The 13253-nt window shown below is 69.4% G+C and carries 9 protein-coding genes; 3 read left to right on the top strand and 6 right to left on the bottom strand.

The features are described 5' to 3' along the window. Positions 1–347: 347 nt before the first annotated feature. Positions 348–923, top strand: coding sequence for a pyridoxamine 5'-phosphate oxidase family protein (locus ACFWP3_RS40020; protein WP_384231504.1), 576 nt, complete (start codon positions 348–350; stop codon positions 921–923). 422 nt (positions 924–1345) lie between these two features. Continuing rightward, on the top strand, positions 1346–1621 hold the full coding sequence (locus ACFWP3_RS40015) for an isoamylase early set domain-containing protein (protein ID WP_384231502.1): 276 nt from the start codon (positions 1346–1348) through the stop codon (positions 1619–1621). 179 nt (positions 1622–1800) lie between these two features. Here the strand turns inward: ACFWP3_RS40015 and ACFWP3_RS40010 are convergent, their stop codons facing one another. The 5 genes from ACFWP3_RS40010 to ACFWP3_RS39990 all read right to left on the bottom strand — a co-directional run bounded on the left by ACFWP3_RS40010 (position 1801) and on the right by ACFWP3_RS39990 (position 11034). After that, complete coding sequence (locus ACFWP3_RS40010) at positions 1801–3078, bottom strand: MFS transporter (RefSeq protein WP_384231500.1); 1278 nt, start codon at positions 3076–3078, stop codon at positions 1801–1803. Positions 3079–3365: 287 nt separating this feature from the next. Then, entirely contained in the window at positions 3366–4577 is a 1212-nt protein-coding gene (locus tag ACFWP3_RS40005; RefSeq protein WP_384231498.1) for a S8 family peptidase, read from the bottom strand. Between the two features lie 208 nt (positions 4578–4785). Then, positions 4786–6615 (bottom strand): PKD domain-containing protein, encoded by a 1830-nt coding sequence (locus ACFWP3_RS40000; protein ID WP_384231495.1) that lies wholly within the window; start codon positions 6613–6615, stop codon positions 4786–4788. Positions 6616–6774: 159 nt separating this feature from the next. After that, complete coding sequence (locus ACFWP3_RS39995; RefSeq protein ID WP_384231493.1) at positions 6775–9696, bottom strand: ATP-binding protein; 2922 nt, start codon at positions 9694–9696, stop codon at positions 6775–6777. A gap of 270 nt (positions 9697–9966) precedes the next feature. Continuing rightward, the gene (locus ACFWP3_RS39990; RefSeq protein WP_384231491.1) at positions 9967–11034 is read right to left on the bottom strand and encodes a Gfo/Idh/MocA family protein; all 1068 of its coding nucleotides are present in this window, start codon (positions 11032–11034) and stop codon (positions 9967–9969) included. A gap of 287 nt (positions 11035–11321) precedes the next feature. Here ACFWP3_RS39990 and ACFWP3_RS39985 point away from each other — a divergent pair, with 287 nt between their 5' ends. Continuing rightward, complete coding sequence (locus ACFWP3_RS39985; protein ID WP_384231489.1) at positions 11322–11948, top strand: hypothetical protein; 627 nt, start codon at positions 11322–11324, stop codon at positions 11946–11948. 88 nt (positions 11949–12036) lie between these two features. On the opposite strand, the gene ACFWP3_RS39980 is transcribed toward ACFWP3_RS39985, so the two are convergent. Further along, the coding region (locus ACFWP3_RS39980) for an ABC transporter permease (protein ID WP_384231487.1) at positions 12037–13253 on the bottom strand (1217 nt) is incomplete at its 5' end.

Below are 13253 nucleotides of genomic sequence, written 5' to 3'. Positions count from 1 at the left end.
GGGGAAGGCTGGAACGTTAGAGGCAAGCTCGACCACGCCGACCCGCGCTGGATGAGCCGTTAGGGTCGTCATCGTTGCGAGAAGGGTCGCGCCGGACGCAGAGCCGGTCCGGGGAAGGGCACCCTGATGAGAGCGGCAGGTGTGTCCACGCGCTCTGCCGTAGGGGCTGCGACCATGGACGACCGCCTCTTCTCACGGTCGCAGCCCACCCAATCGCCTCCTCACCTGATCCGCGATCGCCCTGTGGCCCGCGGCAGCAACCCCCGGCGGTCGGCCTCCGGTCATCACCGATGGCACGCTGCAGATGGTGAGCCGTACGGACCGCGCAAAGCACTGAGCGGATACGCATGAAACCCGATGTCGGGACAGATTGGTCCAGCTTCGCGCAGGTGGCGCCTGACCTCGCCCGACGTGCTCGGGCGGCCGCTGAGCGTCACGGTTTCGTCCTGGTCGGGACAATCCGGCAGGACGGCACGCCTCGAATCAGCCCAGTGGAGATTCATTTCGTGCGGCAGCAGCTGATGCTCGTCATGATCGCCGGATCGCACAAGGCCCGTGACCTTGATCGCGATCCCCGTCTGGTCCTGCAGACTCCCGTGAGCAATCCCGCCAGCCCCGAGGCCGAGGCCAAGCTCCGCGGCCAAGTCGTCGACGTAGACGCAGCGCAACGCGAAGCGACCGCGGCGTCGGTCGAGTCGGCAAGCGGCTGGCGCCCCCGCGACACGTGGCGCTTCTTCGCCGTGACCCTGCACGCCGCAAGCTACATCGAGTGGCACCAGGACAAGATGACCTTGAGCCGCTGGGACCGCGTCAACGGGCTCTGGCCAACCGAACGACGCCGGCTGGACATGGAGGCCAGCAGATACGTCCCGGTAGGCGGTGACACCGCGGACGGCCTGGGCTACGCACCTCCTGCGCACTGATGCCCAGCCCAGGCAGGGAGCACTACCTGTACGGCGCACGGCACTGGGTGTGTCTCGAGCTGGCGCCGTGAGGCTAACCGGCAAGCGGTCATTATGGCGCCATGGGAGATCAAGGAGACGACAGGCCCGGCGTGGGGGTGAGCGGCGGCGCGGAGCGGCTCGTCCTGCCGGTCGGCGGGGAGATGGACATGGAGCGGGCCCCGATGCTCCGCGATGCCCTCCACGCGGCGATCACCCGGCCGGGCGGGCCTACGGAGATCGCCCCGCCACATAACCCGTTGCCCCGGCACCGACCACACCCTGGCGCAGGGCATCCAGGCGGGTGACCGGCCCCATGCCACCGGCCGCGTCCCGTCCAGGCCGGCTGCCGTCCACGCGAGGATGCCTGGACCCGTCCCCACGACTATCCGGCTGGAGAGACCGTGCTCGAACGCAAGAAGATCAAGGACCGGACCCAGGTCACCTTCGTCCTGCCCGAGGACTCCCCGGCCGGGCCGGTCAGCGTGGTCGGGGACTTCAACCACTGGAACCCCGCCGCCCACCCCCTCGAACCCCGAGGCGACGGCACCCGCGCAGCGAAGGTCTCCCTGCCCGCACACAGCGCGCACTCCTTCCGCTACCTCGCCGCCGGCGACTACTGGTTCGACGACGAGCACGCCGACCACCACGACGGAACCAACAGCCGCATCCACACCTAAGCCAGTGCCGGCCCGCCGACATATGAGCCCCTTGATCCCGCAGGACCCCGACACGCTGGGGCAGCACCTCGCCCGCGAGGTGAGAGTCCTGCGGGAAGCAGCCCGCCACGGGGCCGGAGTCCGGCTCGACGCAGGCTACGGATGGTCCGATCAACCTACCTAGAACGGGGAGAGTGCGATCAGGCGGCCTTCGCCCAGCGGCCCTTGATCATCGAGGGGATGGCGAGCACTGCGGCGATCGCGGGGACCGCCGCGTACCAGGCGAACCCGGGGCCCGAGCCGAAGGTGTCGATGAGCCAGCCGAGCAGGAGGTATCCGCCGGCGATCAGCAGCGACTCGACGAAGGTAATGATGGACAGGAGGCTGGAGCGGTAGCGCGAGGGGATGCCTTGGTTGAAGACATCGTCCACCACGACGGCGGTGATGGCCGGGGCTCCGACCGCGAGTAGGAACACCACGATGGTGACCCATGCCTGTTGCATGCCGCTGAGGCCGAGGGCCGCCACGAGTACGGCCAGGGTCAGCGGGACGAGCGTGCGCACGCCGACTCGGTGGTTGGCCCTGTGCGCCAGCAGGGGGGCGAAGCCTCCGATGAGGAAGGCGGCGGACATCACGGCGCTGACGAGGCTGGTGGCCACACCCTGATGGTCGAGGGCTTCCTGGACGAAGATGAAGTACGGCGTCATGGTCGCGTGCATCAGTCCGGAGGCCAGGACCAGGGAGGCCAGCCGAGGGGTGAGGCTCTTCAGTACGGCCGTCTTGCCGAGTCGTGGTCCGTCGTCGGCACCCGACCCCCCTGAGTCGGCCGGTTCGTCGAGATCGGCCACGTCCTGCCCCCGGAGTTCTGGCACCCGGGCCGTCAGCAGCGCAGCCGATAGGGCGAGGGCGCCGGCGGCGCCGAGGTAGACCAGTTCCCACGAGATCTTCTGGAGGCTGCCGCCTACGGCGATGGCGAGCGCCATGGTGAGCGAGCCCAGCGTCGTGTAGCGGGACTTCACCTTGACGTAGTGGACCTCCATGCCGCGCCGCCGGAGCAGGTCGTACAGCAGTGCGGTCTCGGCGCCGGAGACGAACGCCATCCCGATGCCGTAGAGGATGAAGATGGCGACGAACCACGGATACCCGGAGAGCGTGACCTCGCCGATCAGGCACAGCGCGATCAGCGACTGTCCGAACACGATGCTCGCGCGGCGGCCCATCCGGTCGGCGAGGAAGCCGGTGGGGATCTCGGCCACGGCGCTGACCAGATAGAGGAGCGTCTGCAGCAGCGCGATCTCGCCGGCCGAGAAGCCCTGGTCGATCAGGTAGACGACGAAGACGCCGCGCTGGAACAGCGCATTGGAGAGGACGGCGTAGACGTAGTAGGGAAGTGCCAGTGGTCTGGTGGCTCTGAAGGGGGGTGGCTGGTCTGCGTGTTTGTGCCCATCGGGAGCTATGACGGCAGGTTCCGTGGCCATGCGATTGGACTCCCCCTTCGTGCCCGGAAGGAGATTCCGGACGCAGCAAACCCGCACCGGCTGTGATTCCCAGTGGATGATCAACCATGGGTACCCACCCCGCCTGCAGGGTCCACTGGTTATCCCCCGCCAAAGGGCGCCGTGAGCCTGGAGGCACAGCATGGTCCTGGGCGGAGAGGTGAGACGAGAAGGTGGGCAGAGCGGCCGAGCCTCGTGAGGCGGGCCGCTCCCCCGGTTCCGCTCAGCATGGGTGGGCTCGGGCCGATGGGGAGCCCACCCGTGCCGTGTCAGAAGAGCGTGTGCAGGAGCCGGTTGGGCGATCCGGTCTTCGGGTCCTGGACCTTGCCGGTGGTGGCGCCGTTCACGAGGGCGTCACGGACCTGGGCCGGGGTGGCGCTCGGGTTGGCGGCGAGGTAGAGGGCCGCGGCGCCGGCCGTATGCGGCGCCGCCATCGAGGTACCGCTGATGCTCTTGGTGGCGGTGTCGCTGTCCTTCCAGGCCGAGGTGATGCTCACTCCGGGGGCGAAGAGGTCGAGGCAGGTGCCGTAATTGGACCAGGAGGCGCGCTTGTCGGCGCTGTCCGTGGCTCCGACGGTGATGCCCTCGGCGACTCGGGCCGGTGAGCTGTTGCAGGCGTTCTGTGGTTGTCCGAAGACGTTGCCGTTGCCGGCCGCGAGGGAGTAGGTCACTCCGGAGGCGATCGAGTTCTTGACGGCGTTGTCGAGTGAGGTGTTGGCGCCGCCGCCCAGACTCATGTTGGCGACGGCGGGCTTGACCGCGTTGGCCGTGACCCAGTCCACGCCCGCGATGACGCCGGAGGTCGTCCCGGAGCCGTCGCAGTTCAGAACGCGGACGCCGACGACTCTGGCCGCCTTGGCGACGCCATAGGTGGAACCGGCGGCGGTGCCCGCCACGTGGGTGCCGTGTCCGTTGCAGTCGTTGCCGTTCTGGCCGTCGCCCACGGTGTCGGTGCCGATGGAGGCCCGGCCGCCGAACTCGGTGTGGGCCGTGCGCACGCCGGTGTCGATGACGTACACCCGGACGTTGGAGGCCGTCGTGTTGTAGGTGTACGTGCCGCTCAGGGGCAGGTTGCGCTGATCGATGCGGTCGATGCCCCACGTCGCGTTGGACTGGGTCTCTGAGATCGCGACCTTGGCGTCCTGCTCCACGTAGGCGACCCGGGGGTCAGCGGCGAGCGCCCGTGCCTGGGTGAGGCTCATTCTCGTGGCGAAGCCGTTGACGGCGCTGGAGTACACGTGGGTCAGGCGTCCGTCGTTGCGCTTGACCAGCTCGCGCGCCACCGAGTCGGGCGAGTCCTCGGCACCGTCCTTGAGGACGACGATCCAGCTGTCGGATATCGCGGTGGCGGTCGGGGCGAGCCTGGGCTCGGGGCCGTACACCACGGCTCCGTGGGCGGGGGTGGCGGCGAACTGCAGGCCGGCGGCGAGCAGTGCGGCGGGCATCAGGGCGATGCCGAGCCGGCGGGGGGTCGTTGCCATGGGTGGTGCACCTGGCCTCTCATTGACCGGATCACGGGCAAGTACGGGCTGCACGGGAGCTTTGCGCTGGGTGCTGTGGTGCGTGGCGTGACAGCGGCCCGCCGGCCGTGGGGGGACGGCGGGCCGCGGGTGGGGCTGATGTGACGATGCCCTCAGCGCGGGTCCGTAGCAATCCGTAGGGGGTACGGGGTATTTGCGGATGTGCGGATCAAGGGACGCGGACGGACTTGGTCTCCGTGTCCGTGGCGCCCTCGTTGTCGGTCACCTTCAGGGTCACGGTGTAGGTGCCCGCCGCCGCGTAGATGTGGTCGATCTGGGCTCCGCTGCCCGTGGAGCCGTCACCGAAGGTCCAGTCATACGAGGAGATCGAGCCGTCGGGGTCGGAGGAGCCGGCAGCGTCGAACTTGCAGAAGCGGTAGCCGACGACGTTGCGGCAGTCGGCCGTGTAGGCGGCGCTCGGGGCCTGGTTCGGGCCGACGCGGACGGACTTCGTGGTGGATCCGGTGGCGCCCTTGTCGTCGGTGACGGTCAGTTTGACGGTGTAGGAGCCCTTCTGGGCGTAGGCGTGGGTGACGGTCCTGCCCGTCGCGCTCGTGCCGTCGCCGAAGTCCCACTCCCACTTCTGGAGAGAGCCGTCGGGGTCGGATGAGCCGGTGCCGTCGAACTGGCACTTCAGGGCCGCGTCGTCACAGCTGTGGGTGTACGAGGCGGTCGGTCGCCGGTTTCCGTCCTGGGCGGGCGGGAAGGCCTGCGGGTCGCCCACGTCGAGGAGCTTCTCCTTGGCACCGTCTCCGGAATCGTCGCTCCAGTCGGTGTTCCCGTGGTCCGCCAGGTACTGGTAGAGGGCCAGGACCTCGTCCTTGTTGGTGGGCTTGTCCGTCATGGCTACCAGGGCGGCGGCCCCGGTGACGTGGGGAGCCGCCATGGAGGTGCCGCTGTAATTCCGGTTGTAGCCACCGTCCTTGAAGGTCGAATGGATGCACACGCCAGGTGCGGTGATGCCGACCTTGGAGCCCCAGTTGGAGAAGTCGGCGAGGGTGTCGTCCTGGTCGGCGCGGCAGGAGGGAGCGCCGCCGTTGCCGCCCGGCTTGCCGTCGGAGTCGGCGAGGGCCGATACCGTGAGTGCCTCGCTGTATTTGGCGGGGGCGCTGGTCGTGGCGTCCTTGTCGTCATTGCCGGCGGAGACGATGAGCGGTACGCCCTTGCCGACGAGGTTCTTGACGGCCGTGCCGAGGGCCGCGGGTTCGCCGCTCCCTCCGATGGAGGAGTTGACGACCTCGATGGTGGCGGAGCGGGCGGCGATGTAGTCGTAGCCCGCGATGATCCAGGACCACTGGCCGGTGTTGTCGTTGCCGAGCACCCTCACGGAGTGCAGGCGCGCGCCGGCCGCGACGCCGACCACTCCGGTGCCGTTGTCGATCGCCGCGGCGGTCCCGGCGACGTGGGTGCCGTGTCCGTTTCCGTCGTCGCCCTCGTTCTCCCGGCAGGTGCCGGACGTGCAGTCGGCGCGGGAGACCACGTTCAGGTCGGGGTGGTCGAAGTCGATGCCCGAGTCGGTGATGGCGATGTCCACGTCCATGCGGACGTCGTCCTGGCCGTCTATGTCCAGGTTCGGGTTCTGGTCGGCGAATATCCTTCTGATGCCGGTCGGCACCTCTTGGGCCGCGGCGACCGGTCCCTCGGAGCGGAGGTACGCCCTGTCGGCGGAGGCGTTGGTCTCCAGACCGCGAAAGGTGCCGTCCTTCTCGACCGCGAGGACCTGCGGCAGGGCGCGCAGTGCGGATGCCGCCGCGTCGGGCAGCGTGATGGAGTAGCCCTTGATGACGTGCCGGTATACGCCGTGCACCGTACCGCCGAACGCATCGGCGTGTTCGCCGGCGAACACCTCGGGGTGAGCGACAGCGCTGTCCAGCGTCACGATGTACGTACTCGACGAGCTGCCGTCGCCTTGGTCGGCGCCCGCCGCCAAGGGGGCGGTGAGCGCGAGGACCACCGCACTCACCGCCAGGCTCACGGTCAGTTTCCTCGTTCGTCGCATGGCTGTACCACTCCTCCGTGCCGGATGGCTGGGTGGGGGTCCGGTGCCGGCTGCGTGGGATTGCCGGCACCGGACTTGCGGCCGCAGCCGAACGATCTCGGCTGCGGGCATGCCGCTGCAACCCGGAGGGGATACGGGCAAATTGCGGTGGGAGCGAGGTCAGCGGGTGTGGACGGGAACGCCCGGGGCGAGGTCGGGATGGTCGGAGCTGAGCACCTCCCGGGAGCGGACTCCCAGTTTGCGCAGGGCGTGGGCCACGTGCTCCTCGACCGTGCGGGGTGAGAGGAACAGCGTTTCGGCTATTTCACGGTTGGTGCGCCCGTCGGCCGCGAGCCTGGCCACTTCCTTCTCGCGCGGCGAGAGCAGGCGACCGTATCCCTTGCGTCCGCGGCGGTGCGGGGCGACGAGTCCGTACTTGCGCAACGCGCTGTGGCAGCGCGCCGCGTCCCATGCCGCTCCGAGCGCCTGATAGGCCGAGAGCGCCTCGGCGAGGTCCGCGCCGCCGCTGCCTCCGTCCACCAGTAGGCAGCGGGCGCTGCGCTCCAGTGCTCGGGCCGCTTGGTAGGGCGCCCCCATGGACCGGCACACGGCCTCGGCGGAGCGGTAGTGCGCCGCGGCTTGCTCGTAGGCGCCGTCGTGTTCCGCCAGCACACCCCTGCTGGAATGCAGGGACGCGGTGGCGGACGGAGCCTGTCGCCCCCGTACCCCCTCCGTGAACTCCTTCACCAACTCCCGCGCCTGAGCGGCCTCACCCGTCCGTACGAGTGCCGCCACGGCGTAGGGGGCGACCGGGGCAGCCCACACCCAGATTCCCTTCGCCCGCACCGCGTCCAGGACGGGAGCCACCTGCACCCAGGCTCCCCCGGCGTCGCCGCGGGAGAGGAGCAGCCTGGCGAGCGAACCCCTGGCCGCGGGCAGGGCCGGTACGGATCCCTGTGGCAGGCAGGCGCCGGCGCCGGCCCGCAGCCTGCGCTCCGCGTCGTCGAGTCGGCCATGGGCCAGCGAGAGGAGGCCGAGCACGAGGACTGCTTCCGCTTCGAGTTCGGGAACGTCCGCGAGGATCGCGCTCACCCGCTGGGCCCGCTGTTCAAGTCCTTCCCAGCGGCCGCGCTCCCAGTCGAGCAGGAGCCGGGTGGAGTCGGTGAGGCCGGCGACGTAGGCGGATTCGGTATCCGCGAGCAGTCGCACGCTCCGGTCGAGGAACGCGTCGGCTTCGGACAGCCGACCGGTGCTCGCCGCGGCGTGCGCCAGGTTGTTGAACGCCCGGGCCAGGTCACGGCTCTCGTCCGGACCGGTCGGCGACGAGGGTAGACCTCGGGCCGCGGTCATCGCCTCCCTGTCACCGATGTGCATCAGGGTGACGGCCCGGCTGCCCAGCGCGTTGATCGTGAGAAGGGGGTCACCGAGCCGGGCCGCGGTAGCGGTCGCCTGCTCGGCCCACGCCAGATGGTCGGTGAGGTGTCCGCCCGCCAGGTAGGTCGGCACGGCGAGCGAAGCCAGGGCGCGCGCCGCCAGTTTGGGGCGTCTGCGCAGTTCCGGGACGGCGTCAGCGATCTCCCTCAGTCCCTCCAGTCCGGCGCCGGTCTGGTTACGGAGCAACAGACCGAGCCGATAACGCAGTTCGCCGCGCACACCTTGGTTGAGCCTGTCCTGCGCGAGGACCCTGCGGAGGATGACCACGGTTTCCGCATGGTCCAGACCGGCCACGGCGGCCCGGCCCAGTTTGACCGCGAGCCTGACCCGGGTGGTGGCCGCCAGGTCGGGAGACGAGAGTGCCTGCTGGAGCAGTCGGGTGGCCGCGGCGTCGTCGCCGACCGCGATGGCACGATCGGCGGCCGTCTCCGCGTAGCGCGCCCATGCCTGATGGCGTCCGGCCTCCTGGCAGTGGTGGGCGAGTCGGACGTACGGCCGCGGCCCTGGCGACTGTTCCAGGGCTGCGGCGGCCCGGCGGTGAAGGCGTCGGCGTTCCGGTGGCGGCACCGCGTCATAGGCCGCGTGCTGGGCCAGGGCGTGCCGGAATCCGTAGTGCCCGGATCCGTGGTCGTGGAGCAGTGCTTTCCCGAGGGCACGGGACAGTGCGTTCGTCGCCCGCCTTGAGGTCAGACCCGCTACCGATCCGATCAGTGCCTCGCTCGCCGGGATTCTTAGAACGGCTGCGGCACTGACGATGAGGCGGACGTCGTACGGGGCGTGTACGAGCTGTTCGACAAGGGCGTCGCGCAAGGCGGCGGAAACCCCGAGCCCCTCGATCGTCAGTCCCGCCCGTTGGCGGTCGCTTCGTACGAGACCCCGCTGCCCTCCCATCAGCCGGAGCAGCTCTTCCACAGCGAAGGGGATCCCCATCGTGTGCTCGTGGAGGTGCGCGGCGAAGTCGGTCGTGACGTCCGAGGTGCCCAGGATCTCTGCTGCCATCCTGCGGACATCCGCCTGGTTCAGGGGGGCGAGGGACAGTTCGGACGACACTACGTGCGGAGGCAGCCGAACCGAGGTGGCGAACGCTCTGCCAGGATTGGCGGCTTCGCGCCGGTAGGTGAGCACCAGACTGAGATCGTCGGGCATCCGGCAGGTGAGAAACCTCAGCAAATCGCAGGTACCGCTGTCCACCCAGTGGAGGTCTTCCAGCACCAGCACCGCGGGACCGATCGCGCGCAGCATCTCCGCCACCGCCCGGAAGATCCTGTGCCGCTCGGCGCCCGGCTCCCCCAAAGGCTCCAGCGCGGGCGGCAGCGACATCGCGATCTCTGGAAGCAGCGGGCGCAACGCTCCGACGACCGGGCTGAGGTGCGTCGGCAGAGCATCTCCCAGACCCCGCAGCGCGTCGACGACGGGGGCGAAAGGCAGAGGTTCGCGCAGGTACTGGCATTGGGCGGTCAACTTGGTCCGGCCGGAGAGTTCCGGAGATTGCAGGGCATCGGCAAGGAGGCGGGTCTTGCCGATACCCGCTTCGCCCTCGATGAGGATCACGGCCGGCGGGTGCTGTACCTGCTGGATCAGTGAGGACCGCTCTGCCTCCCTGCCGATCAACGTCGGGCAGGCCACCCGCCGAGGGGAAGCCGGATTCCCATCTCTGTCTGTCGACATGCCACCACCCATGGGCTGACTGATTCGGAGCCACAGAGCAAGGTTCCGCTACCTTGCCCAAGCCAGATGACCGTGCACGTCACTGCCCTTCGCGGGAGCGGGAGATCCACTCCGGCGGGGCGATCGGTGGCTCGAAACTAGGCAAGGACGACCTGGTCGTCAACGTCACTTCCCGGCCAGAATCCGCAGGTCATTCGCGCGGGCGGACCCAGTCTGCGGGAATCGGATATGAGTTCGTGGCTTCTTCGGCCGCTTGCCGGTGAGAACCCTTCAGTGCAGCGAGCGGAAGTCGCCGCGCTCGATCGCCTCCAGCACCCACACTCCATCGGCGAACGTCGCATAGAGCGGCGGCGTGCGCAGGTTTCCCGCGATGCTTGCGGCGAATTCCGCCACCATGGAAGCCATCATCGGTGTGTTGTCGCCCCAGCCGAAATTGCCTCGCCGGCCATAGGCGGACGACAACTCGGCCCCGACGGGCGGGAGGTAGGCGTCGGGGAGGCCCAGGTCGCGGATCTGCATGCCGCGCCGGGCACCGAGGATCCGCATCGTGGGAGTGATCTGGACCGTTCCTTCAGCGCCGTGGATCTGCCAGGTGACGCCCGTGGGGTGTTCCAGGGCCCAGCCTGCCGCCAGGCTGACGATTCCGCCGCCCGGCAGTGTTCCGGCGAACAGCACGGTGTCGTCCCCATCCCCGACCGACGCCTCACCATCTGCCGCAGGAGCCGCTGTGGCGTGGCAGAAGGTCGATTCGACATCGCCGAAGGTGAAGTGCAGGAGGTCGAGGTAGTGGGAGACGACCTGGAGCAGCAGACCGCCTCCCGATTCACGCCGGCGGGTCCATTCCCGGCCGGCTCCGGTCGGGCCCCTCCCGAAGTCGGTCATCACTTGTACGGTCACGACGCGTGGGACACCGACGAATCCCTGTCCGACGAGGTCACGCACATACCGGTGTACCGGGTCGTAGCGGCGCTGGTGGCACAGCGCGTGCACGATTCCTGCCTCGTTCGCAGCCGTCAAAAAGCTCCGGGCCTCGTCGGCAGTTACACCGAGCGGCTTCTCGCACAGCACCGGCTTGCGGTGTGTGCACACTAGCGGAACGATCTCCGTGAGTACGTTGGGCGGCACCGCGATCAACACCGCGTCCACGTCAGCGGAACCAACCAGCGCCCCGGGGTCGTCAAGGACGCGACCGATGCCGTACCGCTGTGCGACCGAGCGGGCTCGCCCTGGTACGGGATCCGTCACCGCGGTGACGGCCACCTGCGGGACCAGGGCGAGCGCCTTCAGGTGCTCCTCGCCCATGAGTCCTACGCCGACCACGCCGAGACGTACGCTCATCCCGCCCCTCTCCTGTCATCACGCAGCGCTGTTCCAGCTGCTGCGTCAACATCCTGAGGCCGGGGCATCGTCTTCTCCTGCCGCCTGGCGCATCCGCGCACAGTAGACGCCCGGAGGTCCCAAGGGTCGCAGGCGGAATCCGACACGCCAGACCGCCATGCGCCAAGTCGGCACCGCCTACCCGGAGCGAACCGGGAGACTGCCCAGGCAGCGGGCATCCGCCGAGCCCGATGCCGCAGCGAAAGCCCGTGGCGGGGTGGCATCGGGTCCGGCATCATCCCTGTGTGATGGTGATGCAACCCGTTCTGGAGATCTTCGCCGCCGACGACTTCGCGCTCTGGCCGGTTGGCGAGCACGAGTCGTACGGCTACCTCGTGCTGGACGGGGAGCTGACTTCGGCGGAGGTCGGAACGGCGGTTATGCGGATCGCCGAGTGCAACGACTTCGAGCCGGAGGAGGAGCACGGGCCGTGCCCGACCGACCCGCTCGGCGCGTTCCTGCACGGGCTGCTGACCATGCCTGACCTGTTCGCCGCCGGCGGGTTCCGGTTGACCGACACAGCCACCGGCACCGTCTTCGTCGAGCCGGGCTGCTGCAACGGCCTGGAGACCTGGCGGGACTGGCGGGAGGTGCTGGACGGCACCGGCTTCTGCTACTTCGGCCATGACCCTTCCTCGGCGGCCGAACGTGTCGGCGACACCGTCCGGCTGACTCTCGACGCCCACGCGAAGGACGGCAGCCCGGTGATCGAGCTGCCGGTGGACCAGGTGCGCGCGCTCGTCACCGGCGCCCAGGCGGACTTGCGGGACTTCCTCAGCCTCGCCGGAACCTGGGCCGAACAACACCTGCCGACACACGCCGCCGCCGTCACGGCCGCCTTGGCCCGGGCACTGGACCTAGAGCTCACAGAGTGACCAGCTTCCTGACCAACTTCGGCGAGCGAACCGGACTGGCCTGGGGCGATGCCCCCTGCTCGGGGGATGTGGCAGGGGGCACCGGTCTTCAGGAGGCGGAGAGTGCCTCGGTGGGGGGCAGGCGCGCTGCCCGTACGGCTGGGTAGAAGCCGGCGAGGCCGCCGATGATGAGCGTGGCGCCGACTCCGCCGGCCATGGCCCAGGCGGGTACCACGGTGGGCCACCCCTGGTAGGTGGCGTATCCGCCGGTGACCGCGATGCCCAGGAGTACGCCGCCTGCGCCGCCCAGGGCGGACAGCAGCAGGGATTCGCAGAGGAATTGGGTGCGGATCTGGCCGCGGGTGGCTCCCAGGGAGCGGCGCAGGCCGATTTCGGCGCGGCGCTCCAGCACGGAGATGACCATGGTGTTGGCGACGCCGACGCCCCCGACGAGCAAGGCGACGGCGCCCAGGCCGAGGAGCAGTCCGCTCAGGGTGTCGTCGGTGGCTTCCTTCGCTGCCAGGGCGTCGGAGGGCCGGGAGACCTCCACGGCGCTGGGATCTTCGGGGTTGGCCGTGGCGCCGAGTACGGCTTGTACGTCGGTCACCGCCGCCCCGTCGGCGCGGGTGTAGACGGTGGTGGGGTATCCGTCGAAGTCCAGGTTCCGTTCCGCGGCTTCCCAGCCGACGAACGCGCCGGCGTCCAGCTCGGGTGCCAGTTCATTGGGTTCGAGGATGCCGACGACCGTGAACCACTCTCCTCCCAGCCATACCTGGGTGTCCGGGTCGGCCTGGGAGACGGCCAGTTGTTCGGCGGCCTTGGGTCCGAGGACGACGGCCGGGTACTTGCCGTTGGCGTCGTTGAGCCACTGGCCGGTGGCCACCTTGCCGCCGACGGTGTCGGGGAGGTCGGTGCGGGCCGCGTACACGCCGATGCCGCCGGTCTCCTGCTTGGGGATGCGGTCGTTGCGGTAGACCTTGGCGTCCGTCTTGCCGATGGCCGAAACCGACTCGACGGAACCGATCCTGGCGACCATGTCGACGGCTTCGTCGGGTAGGTGCGCGTCGCCGCCGCCGAATGACTGGCCCGGGGAGACGGTGAGGAGGTTGGTCCCGAGTGCGTCCAGTTTGCGGTTGAGTTCCTCGCTGGAGGAGGTGGAGATTCCTACGACGCCGATCATCGCCGCGATGCCGATGGCTATGCCGAGTGCGGAGAGGAATACGCGCATCGGGCGGGAGCGCAGGCCCGATCCGCCGACGCGCAGGACGTCGGAGGGGCTCAGCCGAGCGGCTTTCGGGCGGGGACGGGGTGGTGCACTGGTGGTCC

This window comes from Streptomyces sp. NPDC058525 (assembly GCF_042719495.1).
GTDB lineage: Bacteria > Actinomycetota > Actinomycetes > Streptomycetales > Streptomycetaceae > Streptomyces.
The sequence above is the reverse complement of the archived record's forward strand: the minus strand, read 5'-3'. Positions and strand labels throughout refer to the sequence as shown.

Coding starts and splice junctions, on each gene's coding strand:
- ACFWP3_RS40020 (WP_384231504.1), top strand. CDS start 348: ATGAAACCCGATGTCGGGACAGATTGGTCCAGCTTCGCGCAGGTGGCG.
- ACFWP3_RS40010 (WP_384231500.1), bottom strand. CDS start 3,078: ATGGCCACGGAACCTGCCGTCATAGCTCCCGATGGGCACAAACACGCA.
- ACFWP3_RS40005 (WP_384231498.1), bottom strand. CDS start 4,577: ATGGCAACGACCCCCCGCCGGCTCGGCATCGCCCTGATGCCCGCCGCA.
- ACFWP3_RS40000 (WP_384231495.1), bottom strand. CDS start 6,615: ATGCGACGAACGAGGAAACTGACCGTGAGCCTGGCGGTGAGTGCGGTG.
- ACFWP3_RS39995 (WP_384231493.1), bottom strand. CDS start 9,696: ATGTCGACAGACAGAGATGGGAATCCGGCTTCCCCTCGGCGGGTGGCC.
- ACFWP3_RS39990 (WP_384231491.1), bottom strand. CDS start 11,034: ATGAGCGTACGTCTCGGCGTGGTCGGCGTAGGACTCATGGGCGAGGAG.
- ACFWP3_RS39985 (WP_384231489.1), top strand. CDS start 11,322: ATGGTGATGCAACCCGTTCTGGAGATCTTCGCCGCCGACGACTTCGCG.